This is a genomic window from Halothiobacillus neapolitanus c2 (genome assembly GCF_000024765.1).
GTDB classification, from domain to species: Bacteria; Pseudomonadota; Gammaproteobacteria; order Halothiobacillales; family Halothiobacillaceae; genus Halothiobacillus; species Halothiobacillus neapolitanus.
On record NC_013422.1, the window covers coordinates 1,530,702 to 1,546,756 of the forward strand.

At 55.7% G+C, this 16,055-nt stretch carries 15 protein-coding genes; 5 read left to right on the plus strand and 10 right to left on the minus strand.

Features of this window, described 5'->3' with window-relative positions; all coding sequences use genetic code 11:
* Window positions 1-53 precede the first annotated feature (53 nt).
* The 3 genes from HNEAP_RS07110 to HNEAP_RS07120 are packed head-to-tail and all read left to right on the plus strand — an operon-like array spanning window position 54 to window position 2,593.
* Window positions 54-674 carry a DUF6088 family protein gene (locus tag HNEAP_RS07110; protein WP_012824287.1) on the plus strand — a complete coding sequence of 207 codons (621 nt, stop codon included), beginning with the start codon at window positions 54-56 and terminating at the stop codon, window positions 672-674.
* Complete coding sequence (locus HNEAP_RS07115) at window positions 667-1,683, plus strand: nucleotidyl transferase AbiEii/AbiGii toxin family protein (protein ID WP_012824288.1); 1,017 nt, start codon at window positions 667-669, stop codon at window positions 1,681-1,683. The genes HNEAP_RS07110 and HNEAP_RS07115 overlap by 8 nt, the downstream gene beginning before the upstream one ends.
* Complete coding sequence (locus HNEAP_RS07120; protein ID WP_012824289.1) at window positions 1,664-2,593, plus strand: phage exclusion protein Lit family protein; 930 nt, start codon at window positions 1,664-1,666, stop codon at window positions 2,591-2,593. Before HNEAP_RS07115 ends, HNEAP_RS07120 begins: the two co-directional genes overlap by 20 nt.
* Before the next feature lie 27 nt (window positions 2,594-2,620).
* Here the strand turns inward: HNEAP_RS07120 and HNEAP_RS07125 are convergent, their stop codons facing one another.
* The 10 genes from HNEAP_RS07125 to HNEAP_RS07170 form a co-directional block, all read right to left on the minus strand.
* On the minus strand, window positions 2,621-3,058 hold the full coding sequence (locus HNEAP_RS07125) for a hypothetical protein (RefSeq protein ID WP_012824290.1): 438 nt from the start codon (window positions 3,056-3,058) through the stop codon (window positions 2,621-2,623).
* On the minus strand, window positions 3,055-4,293 hold the full coding sequence (locus HNEAP_RS07130; RefSeq protein WP_272866914.1) for a recombinase family protein: 1,239 nt from the start codon (window positions 4,291-4,293) through the stop codon (window positions 3,055-3,057). Before HNEAP_RS07130 ends, HNEAP_RS07125 begins: the two co-directional genes overlap by 4 nt.
* Window positions 4,294-4,691: 398 nt before the next feature.
* A complete protein-coding gene (locus tag HNEAP_RS07135; RefSeq protein WP_012824291.1) occupies window positions 4,692-4,886 on the minus strand; it encodes a hypothetical protein in 195 nt (64 codons plus the stop codon).
* A 299-nt stretch (window positions 4,887-5,185) separates the two neighbouring features.
* Window positions 5,186-5,620 (minus strand): group I truncated hemoglobin, encoded by a 435-nt coding sequence (locus tag HNEAP_RS07140; RefSeq protein ID WP_081441186.1) that lies wholly within the window; start codon window positions 5,618-5,620, stop codon window positions 5,186-5,188.
* Between the two features lie 29 nt (window positions 5,621-5,649).
* On the minus strand, window positions 5,650-6,624 hold the full coding sequence (locus tag HNEAP_RS07145) for a DUF3034 family protein (RefSeq protein ID WP_012824293.1): 975 nt from the start codon (window positions 6,622-6,624) through the stop codon (window positions 5,650-5,652).
* A 189-nt stretch (window positions 6,625-6,813) separates the two neighbouring features.
* Window positions 6,814-7,749, minus strand: a complete 936-nt coding sequence (locus HNEAP_RS07150) for a response regulator (RefSeq protein ID WP_012824294.1) — start codon at window positions 7,747-7,749, stop codon at window positions 6,814-6,816.
* A 62-nt stretch (window positions 7,750-7,811) separates the two neighbouring features.
* Window positions 7,812-9,185 (minus strand): sensor histidine kinase, encoded by a 1,374-nt coding sequence (locus HNEAP_RS07155; RefSeq protein ID WP_012824295.1) that lies wholly within the window; start codon window positions 9,183-9,185, stop codon window positions 7,812-7,814.
* Between the two features lie 285 nt (window positions 9,186-9,470).
* On the minus strand, window positions 9,471-11,993 hold the full coding sequence (locus HNEAP_RS07160) for a DNA internalization-related competence protein ComEC/Rec2 (protein ID WP_012824296.1): 2,523 nt from the start codon (window positions 11,991-11,993) through the stop codon (window positions 9,471-9,473).
* A 57-nt stretch (window positions 11,994-12,050) separates the two neighbouring features.
* Window positions 12,051-12,854, minus strand: coding sequence for a CheR family methyltransferase (locus tag HNEAP_RS07165; protein WP_012824297.1), 804 nt, complete (start codon window positions 12,852-12,854; stop codon window positions 12,051-12,053).
* 2 nt (window positions 12,855-12,856) lie between these two features.
* Complete coding sequence (locus tag HNEAP_RS07170) at window positions 12,857-13,813, minus strand: chemotaxis protein (RefSeq protein ID WP_243726316.1); 957 nt, start codon at window positions 13,811-13,813, stop codon at window positions 12,857-12,859.
* A 378-nt stretch (window positions 13,814-14,191) separates the two neighbouring features.
* Between HNEAP_RS07170 and HNEAP_RS07175 the strand changes: the two genes are divergently transcribed.
* Window positions 14,192-15,403, plus strand: coding sequence for a SpoIIE family protein phosphatase (locus HNEAP_RS07175; protein WP_012824299.1), 1,212 nt, complete (start codon window positions 14,192-14,194; stop codon window positions 15,401-15,403).
* A 71-nt stretch (window positions 15,404-15,474) separates the two neighbouring features.
* Window positions 15,475-16,035 carry a SiaB family protein kinase gene (locus HNEAP_RS07180; RefSeq protein ID WP_012824300.1) on the plus strand — a complete coding sequence of 187 codons (561 nt, stop codon included), beginning with the start codon at window positions 15,475-15,477 and terminating at the stop codon, window positions 16,033-16,035.
* The last annotated feature ends 20 nt before the right edge of the window (window positions 16,036-16,055 follow it).

The following is a 16,055-nucleotide window of genomic DNA, read 5'->3' on the forward strand; positions in this document are numbered from 1 at the left end:
CCAGCGAGCTGTCGCACTTGCAGTTTGTCAGAAACTAGAATATATTTTCGTACATGAACACGACGACCAAGACCGCCGAGCTGATTCGCGAGCGCATCGAGGCGATGCCGATTGGGGAGCCTTTCACCCCGACGGCATTCCTTGAGTGCGGCACGCGTGCGTCCGTCGATCAGACTCTGTCGCGCCTCGTCAAGGCAGGGTCGATCGAGCGAGTGACGCGCGGCGTCTTTGTGCGTCCTGAGGTCAGCCGTTTCGTCGGCAAGGTGATGCCTGAACCGCTGAAGGTGGCCGAGACCGTTGCCAAGACCACTGGGGCGGTTGTCCAGATTCACGGTGCCGAAGCTGCGCGTCGGCTCGAACTGACCACTCAGGTTCCAACCCAATCTGTATTCGTGACATCGGGCCCGTCAAAGCGCATCCGCGTGGGCAAGATGGAGATCCGACTGCAGCACGTCTGTCAGCGCAAGCTGGCCCTAGCCGGCCGACCTGCGGGGCTCGCGCTTGCGGCAATGTGGTACCTCGGCAAAAAGGAAGTGACTCCAGCTCTCGTCGAGAAGATTCGGCGCAAGCTGGGATCGAGCGAGTTCGAGGTGCTGAAGTCAGCCACCAGCTCAATGCCTGCGTGGATGAGCGACGCCATCTTCCGAAACGAGCGGATGGCAGCTCATGCCTGAGTCCTTCCTGCATCTCGAACGAGAAGAGCAGTCCCAAATTTACCGGGCGCTTGCTCCGCAACTTGCACGCTCACCTGTTGTACTGGAAAAAGATGTATGGGTCTGCTGGGTGCTACAGACCCTGTTCACCATGCCCGATCGACTTCCGATGGCCTTCAAGGGCGGCACCTCACTATCCAAAGTTTTCGGAGCCATCGCACGCTTCTCCGAGGACGTAGACATCACCCTCGACTATCGAGGACTGGACGGAACCTTCGACCCATTTGCCGAAGGGGTCTCTCGCAATCGGCTGAAGAAGTTCAGCGAGGATCTCAAGTCCTTCGTACGCGACCATGCTCACGGTGTAGTGGAGCCGCACTTCCAGAAGATGCTGGCCACCGAGTTCAGCGCCGACGCATTCCGTCTTGAAATCAGCGATGACGGCGAGCAGTTGCGAGTGCACTACCCGACCGTGCTGGAGAAATCCGGAGACTACGTCGGTAACAGCGTCCTGATCGAGTTCGGTGGCCGCAACATCACCGAGCCGAATGAGGAGCATGTGGTGCGGCCCGACGTTGCGGAACATGTCGCTGAACTCGAATTCCCGCAGCCGACGGTCAGTGTGCTGTCCCCAGCACGTACCTTCTGGGAGAAGGCGACGTTGATGCACGTCGAATGTCAGCGCGAAGAGTTCCGCACAGGCGCCGAACGTCTGTCACGCCATTGGTACGACTTGGCGATGTTGGCCGACATTGAACATGGGCAAGCCGCTGTGGTCGATCGCGCTCTGCTTGCAGACGTCGTCAAACACAAGAAGATCTTCTACAACGCGAGCTACGCCAACTACGACGCATGCCTGGCCGGGCAGCTCAAACTGATTCCGGAAGACACCGCACTAGCCGCGTTGCGCGATGACTTCCAGCGCATGATCGGTGCCGGCATGTTCATCGGCGAGCCTCCCGCCTTCGATGCCATCGTCGATCGCCTGCGCGCGCTGGAAACAGCGATCAATGGGTGCAGCAATGGTTGAAGCAGGCGTCGCTGTTAAAGCTCTGCTGCAAGGCGCCGCACCCGAGCGCAAACAAGAAATTAAGGACCTATGGAATCACTATGCACCCAAGGTCTGCGTAGTCGAAGACGCTCGAGGCGTGAACATCAGCGCCGGCAAGGGTCGCATCCAGTTTGACCACAAGACACTCAAAGCAATCTGGCTGCTTGGCTTCAACGGCTGGAGATCGATCGAGACCTACTCTCCAGCGATCATTCTGGCCGGCATCACTGACGGGGCCATTGAAGACATACTGTGCGCCGATGACGAGCTTGCTGCTTTCGAGATGGATTACAGGTCTCGTGCAAATTCAGCTCGATCAATCATCGAAGAGAAAAGTTCGGTTCACACCACCTGGCCGCAAGATGTGCCGCGTCCTGAAGCCGATAGAGAAACACTCGGCAGCCATCAAGAAATGGTGGCCTTCGATCTGGTCTGTCTGGCGACCGCCTACGTCTTTCTTCATGAGTTGCGGCACGTGAAATTTCTCTGCGACGGCGACTGCCCCGCCGATCGGCGTGAAGAAGAAATTGCGTGCGATGTCTGGGCGCGGTCATTTCTTACCGACAAGGTTGAAAGTTATGCCCAGTCTGTTGGCCAGGCTTTCAGCAGGGTGCTGGATAAGCGATCAATGGGGATCGCCCTCGGTGCAATGATCTTGCACGAAATAACCCCGGAAAGCGCTCGGTGGGGAACAGCGGAATATCCGCCCATTACAACGCGCATCCAGGCAATGATATCCGGTAGCACGCTCGCCAAAGAGTCGCACTTCTGGCTCTTCACGGCGTGCTTGCTGGTCGGGATATTTCGACAAGCACACCGACAGCTCCCGATGTATGCGCCGAGCACGCACGAGCTGGTGGAACAGCTGATAACTGACCTGCAGCCGTAGCATCAAACACCCACTGTCACCGACAATTCAGTCGCGAACTGTAAGTCGAGATCGCTGCTCATCCCACAGCGCCGGCGGATCGACCGCCAGATCGAACAGCGTGATGTGATTCGGCAATGCGTCGTCCAGGATGGCCGCCACGATGTCTGGCGCCAGCGTCGTCAGGTTGACCATGCGGCTGACGTAGCTGTTGTCGATGCCTTCCCGCGTGGCGATCTCCTTCAACGACTTCGCCTCTCCTGATTCCAGCATCGCCAGCCAGCGGTAGCCCCTGGCCAGCGCCAGTTGGATGGAGGTCGGTGCTACGTCCCACGGTCTAACCGGCGCGGTTTCGCCGTTTGGCAAGGTGACCTGCTTGCGGCCGCTGCGGCGTTTGATCTGGATCGGCACGGACAAGGTCAGCCTGCCGTCGCTGGTCTGCAGGATGTCGGGCTCGCCGGTCTTCTGGATGCGGATGTCGCTCATGCCAGTGCTTCCACTTGTTGTTCGCCCGGCTCGGGGCGCAACTCCAGCACCAGGCGTTCGATGCCGTTGGCGCGCAGCCGCACTTCGAGGTCGTTGGGCGACACGATCACCTTCTCGACCAGCAATTTCACGATCCGTGTCTGCTCGGCCGGGAAAAGTTGATCCCAAATCGCGTCGAGCCGGGTCATGGCCACGGTGATCTTGGCTTCGTCCAGGGTCGGATCGAGCTTGATCGCTTGCGGCAGCATTTCGCCGAGCAGATTCGGTGCACGTAGGATCGCACGCAGTTGATCGAGTACCACCGATTCGAGTTCTGCGGCCGGCAATCGCGGCAACCCCGAGGCGCCCGCGTGTTCCTTGGCGTCGCGCTGGGGCACGTAGTAACGGTAGCGCCGGCCATTCTTCTTGGTGGTGTGCCACGGCGACAGTGCGCGCCCGTCGTTGCCGACCACGATCCCCTTGAGCAGATAGGGAACCTTTGCCCGCGTCGTGTTGCCCCGCACTCGGCCATTCGTCTCCAGGATCGCGTGGACGCTGTCCCACAATTCGCGGCTGATGATGGGCGGGTGTTCGGCCTGGCACCACTGGTCCTTGTGCCGCAACTCACCAAGGTAGGTTCGGTTGCTGAGGAGCTTGTAGATGTGGCCCTTGTCGATCGGTCTGCCATCGCGGGTCTTGCCGTCCTGAGTGGTCCACGCCTTCGACGTTACGCCATCCAGCTTCAGCTCCTTGACCAAGGCAGTACTGGAGCCGAGTTCGACGAATCGCTGGAAGATGTGCCGGATCAGTTTGGCTTCGCGCTCGTTGGGCACCAACCGCCGGTTCTCGACGTCATAGCCCAGCGGCGGTACGCCGCCCATCCACATGCCCTTGCGCTTGCTGGCTGCTATCTTGTCGCGGATGCGCTCGCCGGTGACCTCGCGCTCGAACTGGGCGAAAGACAGCAGGATGTTCAGCATCAGCCTGCCCATGGAGGTCGTCGTGTTGAACTGCTGAGTGACCGACACGAACGACACGCCGTAGCGCTCGAACACCTCGACCATCTTGGAGAAGTCCGCCAGCCAAGCTCGAAGACCGAAGATTGCACGCCCAGTGCGGTTGGCTTGACTGGTTTCGGACGCGGGTTCAATTCCGCAAACGGGAATCGAACTGGCGTCCTGTCTGATGCACTTGGCTGGTGACCTCGGACGGGCAGAACTGATAGGATTCTCAGCAGTAGGGGCTGGATTCCGCACCTTTCCGCAGGAGTTCGCGGCGGCTCTAAGGCGCTGAGTTACATAGGTTTGGCGCAGGGTTCCACCCCACCACCAATAACAAAACCCCAACCGTTCTCGGTTGGGGTTTTTTCTTGTCTGATCGAGCCAATTAGCGCGAACTCGTGCGGGCTTCTGACCCGAATTGACTGCCGGACTACTGACAGAAAATGTTCTGACTAAAGGGAGCGCACGCTCCAGCCTTCATCAGAATCTTGAATATCTGCGTCTCGCTTTATTGCGTCGCCATCACGGTGAAGCCTTTTTTGGGTTTCTCCCGCTGCGAATGCAACGATGCAATAATTCAGGGATTTTCTAGCAGCGAATGTTACATCTCGGAAAGCAACTCCTCGGCGCTCCGGGTTCGGCTTTTGCCCGCCTTATTTACTGCCTTCAGCCGCGTTCTGAACGCTTTCGCCGGCGTTCTCGATTTTCTGGCCTGCTTTATCCAAACCCTGATCAATGGCTTTTCCTGCCTTTTCGGCCGGTCCTTCCTTACGTTCACAGCCGGTCATTGCGGTCGTGCAAACGCCGATCGCTAGGGCAATTCCCATCAACTTAACGATTGTTTTCATCTGAGCTCCTGACTTTAATTATTGGAAACGATTTATTCGATCGCATGCGTCGAACACCATCTGCTCGGCAACGCGGATCAAAGCGGCGTTGCTCGAAAAGACGAAGAGCCATACTAACAGCTCGGGGTGTTTATGGAGATCTCGCTCGCAATAAAGTGATTTTTGCCGTGTCGGCCTGAACAGGATTGCGTTGCAGATGAGGGCGCAACGGCTGATGCGGGCATAAAAAACCCGGCACATGACCGGGTTTTGTAACGCTCTACTCGTCTTTGACTCGTGTTACGGAGTCATGCCAATCACTACTTGGTGATGATGTCACTCGACATGGGCGCCAAAATCTTGATGAGATGATTTTGTGCTGGAACAGAGACGTGATGCTGATCCATGGCGACAATCAAATCCTCAGTCAGCGCGTTGAATGCCGCCTGTGTCACACCCATACTGTGATGCAATGGTCCCATCGCAGGGCCGGTGTATTTGCAGGGGCCGCCCAAGGCTTCACACACCTGATTGGTCAATGCAGCCTTGAGAGCCGGGATGTTCGCATGGGCAAAATAGCTGTTGATGCGATTATCGGCGGCAACGACACCCACGAAATCATTGATGATGTTGGCGATACCCTGTTTTTGACCGAATTCTTCGTAATATCCGGCGTGCGCGCTAACAGCGGAACAGGCCAGAACCATGCCACTGATCATGGCCAGTGCGGCGGGGCGAAATTTAAACTGTTTCATGTTCATGTTTTCTCTCTTACTGATTTCAATCAAAAGGTTAAAGTGCCGTTGAGGTAGACACCATTCTGGTTGGTATACGGCCCGACGTTACCGAGACGAGCGAAGGCCAGCGCCAGAGAGACACTCTTGTTCGGAAAATAGGCAACGAAAACATCTTGCCAGCTCGATTGCTTGAGTCCGGCATCACTGAGGTTGTTGCTCATCCCCTTGTATTCATAGCCGATGGCCACATCGGGACGCAGCAATACGGCCGTGGAAAACTCGGGCTTGATGTGGGCAGAATCGTGATTGACGCCACCGAAACCCAGCAAGCCGGTTTCATTAGCCTTGGTGTAACGTAGATTGCCGTTGATGAGCCAGTTGTAACCGAAGAAGCCCCCGATCAGGACTTTCGTGGCGGACAGATAAACATCCGTGCCATGATCCTCGACACCGGCCCCCAAGCTTTGCAAGGCGGGCACGAGACTGTTGCCGCCCGTGACGTCTTTTTTGTACTCCACACCGATGGCAACCTGCGGAAGCAGATTATTGCTGTTGTAAACGGCATCCCCGAACAGGCGCAGTTTGGCACCGAAGATATGCTGGCCGATCTTCATTCCGTCCAGCGGCAAAGCCACCGTGCCGTTGGGGCCGTAAACATTACTGCCCAGAGTGCCGGTCTGATACGCATAGGACAGCTCAAGCCGGTTGTAGATACCGACCGAGACAGCCAACTGGTTGACACTGAAATCCGGCAGCGTCACGTTCGTGAACGAGGCTGTCGGATTGATTTGCTGGTCGGTGCCGTAACCGGCAATGACGGCCCAGGGATTGATCCCGCCGCCCGCCGCGCCATCCAGTGACTGGATGCCCCCGGTCGCTAAAAAACGACCCTTACCCATGACATCGTCGGCATGCGCAGCCATCGGGATACTCAGGGCCAAACCCAGCATCACGCCCCATGCGCACTTACGGCGATTCAATACACTGACTTTTCGGTCATTTTTATGTTTTTGATGGTTCATAGCGTCTCCTAGACTTCATGTCGCGTACAATTACGCATGAGGTCTACGCAGGAGACTGTCGATGGGTTGCATGATTATGAGCCTGGATACCCATCCAGAATGTAATGAAAATGCAACATAAAGCGCGCGAGGTTCAACTAAACCTCGTCGATTGGAATAACGATCAGCCTTAAATAACTGGCGAAAGGCTCAGTTATTAACACCGAATCGACGGAAATATCCCATCACCCGATCCGACAAACCGGCCAGCAATGGTTTATCCGACTTGGCAACCGCGTGACGTTGACGGGCTTCCGGCAGGGTCTGCAGAATCTTGTGATAATCGAGCGCCGACTGCATGTTCTTGACGAACGTGCCGACGTGTCCCGGTTTCGGGTGAAAACGGAATACCTGTCCCTGATTGATCAACTCGACCAGGAGTTCGTAATCACGCAATTGGGTTAATACGATGGTGACCAATTGGGGATGGGACTGTTTCAATGCCTTGATGGCGCCCACGTGGCTGGCTTGACCATCGAGCACATCGGCCACCAGTACACCAATGGCATGTGCACTTAGCAACTCCATGGCCTCGTCAAGATGGCGCGCCCAATACAGTGGATTACCCTGCGGCGTCGCACGTTTGACGAGTTCATAGGCAACAGGATCCTGATCGAGTAACAGGATGCCGGGCCGAGACAGTGGCTGCGCTGCCTCGTCGATCACCTGCCCACTATTGCGTCGTGCGGCGGCAGCGAAACTGAGCTCTGCCACCTGCGCGGCCGCTCGCACGTCCGCACGAATCTGTTCGACATCCCAAGGCTTCTGCAGGAACCGGAAAATCTCGCCTTCGTTGACCGAGCCGATGACCGCCGCCAGATCGGCATAACCTGTCAACAGCAGGCGCATGGTGTTGGGCGACACTTCTCGAATGCCGCGCAGCACGTCAACACCGGCCATGATGGGCATGCGTTGATCGGAAATGACCACTGCGACCGGTTGAGTCCGGGCAATTTCAATCGCATCGTGTCCGTTGTCGGTCGTCAACACATTGAATTCATTGCGAAACAACATCTTGAGCGAGCGGGTGATCCGAGCCTCGTCATCGACCAGCAGCAAGGTGGGTTTGGTATTCGACTCGTTCATTATTTCTGCTCCTTTCCGCGTTCTGGTCAACCGCACCGATTCACAAGGGTGAGGGAATTCAATCAGTAGGTATTCTGTGTTTGCAGCACTTCAACGCTGTCCGCAACGTGCTTACCGCCGGTGCGCGAACTGGAATCCGTTGTCGCAGGTTGATTGGTCGATCGCTTGATTGGCAGGCTGATCTCGAAGCGCGTGCCAACACCAGGTTTGGTAGCCAAGCGGATATCACCGCCGTGATCCTTGATGATGCGATAGCTGATCGACAAACCGAGACCGGTTCCCTCGCCGACCTTCTTGGTGGTATAGAACGGTTCGAAAATGCGCGATACGTGTTCCGGCGGAATACCGCTGCCGTTATCTTCCACGCTGATGCAGACAAACTCGCCGCGGGTATAGGTTCGAATGAGCAATCGCCCTTTGTCGTGATTTATCGCTTGTGCCGAATTGGTCAGCAGATTCAATAAAACCTGATTAATTTGCGAGGGCGCGCAGGGCACGAGTGGTATCGGTTCGAAGCGTTTTTCGACCGTGACACGATTCTTCAGGTGGTGATGCCCGACCGTCAAAGCCGTTTCGATGTTGTCGATCAGATTGACCTGATCGGTTGCCGCCCGATCGACGCGCGCGAAATTTTTCAGGCTCTGGACAATCTCGCTGATCTGCTTCAAACCAAAACGGGCATCGACAAACAATTCCGTCAAATCGGCCAGATCATTGACGGCATCAAACTCCTCGCGCATGGCGGCAATCGCCTGAATTTGCGCTTCCACATCGGTTTGCTCGGCAGCGGGGTTGAGCAGGTTTTCGAACAGACTGTCGTAGGCAGCGACCAATCCGTGAATTTGTCCCAGCATTTCTTCGGCCATCTGCACGTTGTTGCCAACATAACCGAGCGGTGTGTTGATCTCGTGCGCGACGCCCGCCACCATTTGGCCCAAGGCCGCCATCTTCTCGGACTGCACCAGGTGCGCCTGTGACGCCTTGATCTCCTGATTTGCCTGCGCCAATGCGTGATTGCGCTGATCCAGACGCTGCTCGACCAGTTTCAGCACATCGGCGACAGAACCCAGCCCGGCGTAACTACCGTCGGCCTCGGTAAAGATGAAATCCTCGATGATCGGCGTGCGAATCTGTGCAGTAACGGTCGAAATGACGGAACTGGTCGATTCGGCCAGCGAGACAATGACCGGCTGCGTGTTCATGAAGTACTGAATAGGACGTCGACCGTACAAATCGCGGGAGTACTTGTTGAGCAACAACTCCATCAGCGCATGGCGGCTGATCAAACCCACCGGTTGACGGTCTTCATCAACAACCGCCAGAGACAACATGCGATCGAAACCACCTTCCCCAAAGCGCTCCGTAACGGCATCGAGCGACATATCCACGGGCAATGGAGGAACCGCATCAAGCAGGGCACGCAGGGATGAAGACATCGCTCACTCTCAATCAGATCAAGGAGCAAACACCCTAGCGATCAATTGTGACAACATTATGTTAACGGCCGGAACCTCTGATTGAGTCCCTCGTGAGCCGAGTTGCTGATCCAAAGGCCGCAAAACGAGGCAGAGGCCGAAGGTCGTAGTTTACGCTACGATGCCAAGGCCGATAACGAAGTGTTGCGGCTTTTGGGCAGCAACCCGCATGGGACGGGCTTTTGAGGGCGATTTTACGCGAAGCAGGCGCAAGCTCGTTTCGCGCCGCGCCTTGCGACTCATCACTCAAAAGCCCGTCTCGGCCACGAAGGATTCAATCAGAGGTTCCCTAATACACCGCCAGACAAATGGCCATTGGCGGTCGCGGTAGGCGATAACCTGCCCGGATTTCACTTCGATCGCGCCCTGATCAGCGGTGTTGAACACTGGAATTTGTCGCTGCCGATAGCGTTGCAGCACCAAGGGATGCGGATGCCCGAAGGAGTTGAACTTACCGGCACTGATCACAGCCACTTCTGGCTGAACCGCAGCCAGGAATGGCGGCGAAGATGAGGTTTTCGAGCCATGATGCGGCACATAGAGCACATCTGATTTCAACGCAGTGCCACCTGAGTGCGCATCAATGAGCGCTTGCTCTGCCTCAGCTTCGATATCGCCGGTCAACAAGACGCTTCCGGCACGACTCTGGATGACAAGCACACAGGAACGATTGTTATCGCTACGACTGTCCAGTGAAGCCTGATAGGTTGCAAAATCCACCCCATCCCACTGCCAATGCGCTCCATCACGACAAGATGTGCTACCGAAGCCCGGCAGCGGCTCCCCACTGATTACCGGAACATGAGGATAAACCGTCAGCACGCTGGACAATCCACCCATATGGTCGCGCGCATGGTGACTGATGACGATTTGATTCAGCTCCGAGACATGCAGTGCGCGCAACGCAGGCACAACCGTTCGCTCGCCCGCGTCACTGCCACCGAATGCCGGCCCCGCGTCGTACAGCATCGCGTGGCGCGCGGTATGGATAACCACAGCCAACCCCTGCCCCACATCCAGAAACCAGATATCGGCCTCGCCATCCGGAATCGGTGCCGGTCGATAGAATACCGCGGGCAAACACAGCACGAGGCCAAGATATCGGGCAGGCCAGAATTTAGGCATCAACATCCAGGCCACACCAAGCGAGGCCAGCAACAGCGTCCATCCAGCGGGGGCGGCGATGTGGCTATCTGGCAGCGTCAACCGCAACCACTCAAGAAAGCCGAACAAGCCATGTGTCAGGACGTTGATCGGCCACATCAGGACTGCCGCAACCGAAGGCAACATACTGACGAACGCCATGACCAGCAGGGAAAGCGGCGTAATTACAAAAGTAATCACCGGCACAGCCAAGATATTGGCGGGTAAGGACGACCAGGCCACACGGTCGAACAGCCACCAGACGATAGGCAGCAAGGCGAGCGTGATAATGATCTGCAGGCGGAATCCATCGCGCCAGAACGCGAGCGCGGGGCGGTACTGCAACCAGAGCAGCATGATCAACACCGCACCAAAGGAGAGCCAGAACCCCGCCGTGAGCGCATTGAACGGATCAAGCAAGAGCACACCCACCAGAGCGATCAGCCAGAGATCGAGCAATCGCCACGACCGCCCCAGCAGCAAGCCCGCCAACAAAATCGTGATCATCAGTGCCGTGCGTTCGGTCGGTACAGACATCCCCGCCAGAAAGGCGTAGCCCCAAGCCGCAAAAACGGCCACCCCGGCGGCCACACGACGAGCGGGAAACCCTTCGCACCAGCGCGTGCGCGACCAAAGCCAGGCCGCGAGCCAAGCGAACAACCCGGAAACCATACCCACATGCAAACCCGAAATAGCCAGCAGATGATTCGTGCCAGTAGCCAGCAGCGTTTCCCAGTCGTTTTGACCCAGATAATCACTATCCCCGATGGTCAAACCCAGCAGTAAGCCTCGCCCTCGGTCCGGTGTGCCTTGTGATTGGGATATAGCCAGCAACTGCGCGCGCCAGTGCGAGCGAACCGATAACAGGTAGGCTGCAAATCCATCGCCTCTCTCGGCCAACAGTGTAGGCTTGCCATGAACCGATCCCGTTGCCGCGATACGCTGGGAAAACAACCAGCGCTCGTAGTCGAACCCGCCAGGGTTTGCGCTGCCATGAGGTGGTTTCAAGCGCAGATCAAATCGCCAGACCGCCCCACCGTGATACTCAACCTGTTCATTGGGCGGATAACGATGATAATCACCCACACGCAATCGCTGGCCGGTTGAATAAAATCGGCAAGCCGCATCGCTTTGGTTTCTATCAACTTGTACAACGCGCAACATCAACTGGGTCGCGTGCTTTGATGGACGCGGCAAGGCATCGATCATGGCCGTCACAGAGCAGGATACGGGCGCAAGCGATGACGGCGGCAACGACCGCACAAACGTACTGATGGCGGATAAAGACCACAACAAACCACTGAACACCGCTAAAGCAGGCACGGCAATGGTCCAGAAACGGGCAATAGTCGCCGATTGCTGTAAACGCAGAATCAAAAGAATCAACAAAACCAGAACCCAAAAGGCCACCAATGGGCGCAACAGGTCATCGGCCAACAGGTTGGCATGTAAAACTTTGGAGATGAGCGACGTCAGCCAGATCAGAGGCTTGGGCTGATCACTTGCCGCTTTCAATGGCGCCCAAGGCAGCAGCCAGGCACCCAGTGCGCCAACAGACCACGCCAGCAACCACAGTGAACTCAATCGTGTCGAGAAGTATCGATTTCGAACAAGCGTGCAACTCATGGGGCATATTCCAGCCGGAGGGCGCGTTTACATCGATTAGGCAGTAAGCGCAAAAGCCTAGCTTTTCAACCGGAAAGCCATGCCGCCGCTCGGCAGACGTTCCACAGTGAAACGGTCACTCAATTGCTGAGTAGACTCGGATGCACCCAGAATAAGCACACCCCAAGGCTGAAGAGAATTGGCAATATGCTCAATGATCTGCGCCTTGGTTTCACGTGCAAAATAAATCAACACGTTTCGACAGAAAACGATATCAAAACGCCCCAAGCCAACCGGCGGATCGAGCAGATTACCGACTTGAAAACGGACACGTCGCCGCACTTCCGGTTTGATTTTCCAACCGTGATCTACAACATCGAAAAATTGCTGTTTACGTGCCGCAGATAAGCCCCGCCCAAGCGACAATTCATCGAAAATACCGGAGTTGGCCTGCTCCAATACTCGAGAAGACAAATCGGTACCGATAATTTCAACCGAAAATGGCGGTTTGATCTCGCTGACGAGCATGCTGATCGAGTACGGCTCCTGCCCCGAAGAACAAGCCGCCGACCATATGCGAAGATTTTGCTTTTTTTTCGCCACCGCCTCAGGGAAAAAGACGTCACGCAACGCGGCGAAAGGATATTCATCCCGAAACCAGAGTGTTTCGTTGGTAGTCATTGCCTCGATGACCGCCTTGATCAGGGCAGGTTCGCGGCCATTGAGCAATCGCCCCATCAGTGCGTCAATGGACTCGATCTTCTGATCGCGCAACACGCGACTCAACCGGGTTTCCACCAGATACCGCTTATCAACGCCCAAAAGAATGCCACTGCGCTTTTCGAGCAAGTCGCAAAACCTCTGGTATTGCTCGGCCTCCATCCCTATTTCGTCTCGACCAGATGTTGCGGTCGGTTACGGAGCGCCTCTGCGACGACCTTGGCCAGGTCGTCCGGGTGGAATTTGGCAATAAAACGGTCAGCACCGACGTTTTCGACCATGGCCTCGTTAAACACCCCACTCAACGACGAGTGCAGGATGACATAAAGCGATTTCAGGCGAGGATCGCGGCGAATCTGGGTGGTGAGCGCATAGCCATCCATGATGGGCATCTCGATATCCGAGATAACCAGAGCGACCCGGTCGAGCTGTTCGGGAGAATCGTCTGCCCAACGGCGCAAGGTATCAAACGCTTCCTTGCCATTGGTTGCCAGCACCGTTTCAAGCCCCATCTGCTTGAGCGTGTTGCGCACCTGATTGCGAGCAACCAGCGAATCATCGGCGACCAAGGCAATGCATTCTTTGGATGCCAAACCGCTGACTTGTTGCAATACATCGGCGGAAATTTCTTCGCGCGTACCGACCACTTTGGAGAAAATCTGCTCGACATCAATGATTTCAACGAGTGCTTTATCCACACGCGCCACCGCGGTCAGGAAATTTGAGGTGTTCGTGCCGGTGGGCGGCGGCATGACTTCTTTCCAGGAAAGGTTGACGATGCGATCAACCGAATTGACCAGAAAGCCCTGAACCGCCCGGTTGTATTCCGTAATGATAACGAATGCCTCTTTCACATCTTCGGGGCTCATCCGCGGGCCGCCGATGGCATCGGACAAATCGATAATCGTAATGGTATGCCCCCGCACGTCCGCAATGCCACGCACCGATGAGGCCGCCTTGGGCACGTCGGTCAACTTGGGGCAGCGAATCACTTCGCGCACTTTAAATACGTTGATCCCGAATCGCTGATCGTCAGCAAGGCCAAAAATCAACAACTCAAGTCGATTATGACCGGCAAGCTTGGTACGGGAATCAACCGATGACATCACATCTTTTTTCACGGTGATATTCAACCTTGTTATGTAATTGGCGCAGTCTAGCGCTTTCCATCCACGATCACAGCGTTGTGCCGGACGACTCGAACGCTATATCGGCCAAAAACGCATCTTCTTTAATTGGTAACCGTATTCGGCACAAAGCATACAGGCCACTCGATTCTGTTTTTCATAGCACAACCATGTATTCGAGGCATTCTCTCCCATATTGCCCTTTTCAATCCAGACGGAATTGCACTCGACATCATTTCTTGGTTGACGAGCGTCGGTTGTCAAAAAAATGTAACAACGAACACGCATCATGAGTCAGTTATGGGCATCACGACCCATTGATTCTCGCGATCAATCCGAATATTGCCGTTATTTCTTTTGAGGCCTGCTGCCATGTTGAGAGAGATCCGCTGCGCCGGTGACCTGGTGATTGAAGCGCGTGCCATTACACCGGACTTCAGAAATGAAGAGGTCTTGGCGTTGTTCGGCCAGCAGTCGAGCTTGACCCATCTCCCCGTGCTGATGACCGATGGTCGCCCCTTGGGTTTGATCAATCGGAACATCTTTCACAGCATGATGACCAAGCCCTACTATCCTGAACTATATAGCCAGAAAAGCTGCATCACGTTTATGGATAAGGAGCCGTTGATCGTCGAAGCCAATCTGCGCATCGAACAGTTGACCGCACTGGCCGTGGAAGCGGGTAACAAAGTTTTTGCCGACGGATTCATCATCGTGCAGGACGGCAAATATCTGGGCATCGGTCAGGTACTCGACCTGATGCATGCCATGACCGAGTTGCAGGCACGACAACATCGTCAGTTGGTTGAAAGCATCGAATACGCCAGCGTGATTCAGCAATCACTGCTCAAGCCTTCGGAAATCGCGCTGGAACAAACTTTACCGGACAACCACTGGTTGATCTGGCAGCCGCGTGATGTGGTTGGCGGAGATATTTTCCATTTCAGTCAACGCGAAGACGGCTTTCTGGCCATCTTGTTCGATTGTACCGGGCACGGTGTACCGGGCGCATTCATGACCCTGATTGCCGAATCAGCACTTGAACAGGCGCTCAATCAGCTGGGTGATCGCAACCCTGCCGCGCTCATGGCAACAATCAACCAGCACATCAAACATGCGCTGAACCAGCACCAGGACGGCAACAGGGAAAACTCGGACGATGGTCTGGACGGCCTCATCCTCCGATACGAGCGCAGTAAACGCCAAATCACCTATGCCGGCGCGCACAGCGTTCTGTATTCCCTGAACATCGAAAACGACGCACCCATCACCTTACATACCGGTGACCGAAAAGGAGTGGGCTACGCCAGCACGCCGCTCGATTTCAAATGGCATAACCACACCATCGCCATCGACGAACCCTCTCGCGTTTTCATGCTGACCGATGGAGTGATCGACCAGATTGGCGGGCCGAGAAAAATTGCCTTCGGCAAAAAGCGACTCACACAGTTTCTAACCGAACAACGGCAAATCGAAATGCCACAGCAAAAACAGCGTTTCATAGAAACATTCAGTCACTATCAGGGCACGCAGACAAGACGAGATGATGTCACCCTGCTGGCGCTGAGTGTCACGCCGGCCTGAGTCCCAACACTGAACAGAATCACCCCTAACCGCCGCCGCATCAAATGCAGGAAGAAGCAGGAATACGCCTCATGACTGAACACGACACACCGATTGCACCGCCCTGCTTTCCCGGGCTGGCGGAAGATCTTATCTTCTTTTACGCGGGTTATTTTTCTCAGAACATTATCAACGCCATCGGTGATGCCGTGCGTTTGCGCATGGAACAGTCGGAGGCATCGAGCAGCGTGCGGCGCAAGATTTTTTCTACCTTCATCGAGATGGCGCAGAACATCGTGCACTACTCGAGTGATGCCCTCACCCCGCCAGATCAGGCAACGCTGGAAATGCGTGCCGGTTCGGTGATGGTGACGCATGCCGACGGCCGGTTCTACATCCTCTGCGCCAACCCGGTCGACGCCGAATTCGCAGAGCAACTCAAACCGCTGTTGGACCCTTTGCGGGTTATGACGACAGAGCAAATCAAAAATGCCTATCGGCAAACGCTGCGCAGTAGCGACAGTTCAGAAAACAGCAAAGGTTCGGGCCTGGGCTTTCTCACCATCGCCAAGGACAGCTCGGCTCCGCTTGAGTACGGCTTTACACCCGCTGCCCATGGCATGTTGATGTTCACACTCAAGGCCACCATTTAACTTTTCACGCATCAGGATTC

Bases quoted from the DNA above. Each gene is read 5' to 3' on its own strand.
- HNEAP_RS07110 (WP_012824287.1), top strand. From the start codon at position 54: ATGAACACGACGACCAAGACCGCCGAGCTGATTCGCGAGCGCATCGAG.
- HNEAP_RS07115 (WP_012824288.1), top strand. From the start codon at position 667: ATGCCTGAGTCCTTCCTGCATCTCGAACGAGAAGAGCAGTCCCAAATT.
- HNEAP_RS07120 (WP_012824289.1), top strand. From the start codon at position 1,664: ATGGGTGCAGCAATGGTTGAAGCAGGCGTCGCTGTTAAAGCTCTGCTG.
- HNEAP_RS07125 (WP_012824290.1), bottom strand. From the start codon at position 3,058: ATGAGCGACATCCGCATCCAGAAGACCGGCGAGCCCGACATCCTGCAG.
- HNEAP_RS07135 (WP_012824291.1), bottom strand. From the start codon at position 4,886: ATGAAAACAATCGTTAAGTTGATGGGAATTGCCCTAGCGATCGGCGTT.
- HNEAP_RS07140 (WP_081441186.1), bottom strand. From the start codon at position 5,620: ATGAAACAGTTTAAATTTCGCCCCGCCGCACTGGCCATGATCAGTGGC.
- HNEAP_RS07145 (WP_012824293.1), bottom strand. From the start codon at position 6,624: ATGAACCATCAAAAACATAAAAATGACCGAAAAGTCAGTGTATTGAAT.
- HNEAP_RS07150 (WP_012824294.1), bottom strand. From the start codon at position 7,749: ATGAACGAGTCGAATACCAAACCCACCTTGCTGCTGGTCGATGACGAG.
- HNEAP_RS07155 (WP_012824295.1), bottom strand. From the start codon at position 9,185: ATGTCTTCATCCCTGCGTGCCCTGCTTGATGCGGTTCCTCCATTGCCC.
- HNEAP_RS07160 (WP_012824296.1), bottom strand. From the start codon at position 11,993: ATGAGTTGCACGCTTGTTCGAAATCGATACTTCTCGACACGATTGAGT.
- HNEAP_RS07165 (WP_012824297.1), bottom strand. From the start codon at position 12,854: ATGGAGGCCGAGCAATACCAGAGGTTTTGCGACTTGCTCGAAAAGCGC.
- HNEAP_RS07175 (WP_012824299.1), top strand. From the start codon at position 14,192: ATGTTGAGAGAGATCCGCTGCGCCGGTGACCTGGTGATTGAAGCGCGT.
- HNEAP_RS07180 (WP_012824300.1), top strand. From the start codon at position 15,475: ATGACTGAACACGACACACCGATTGCACCGCCCTGCTTTCCCGGGCTG.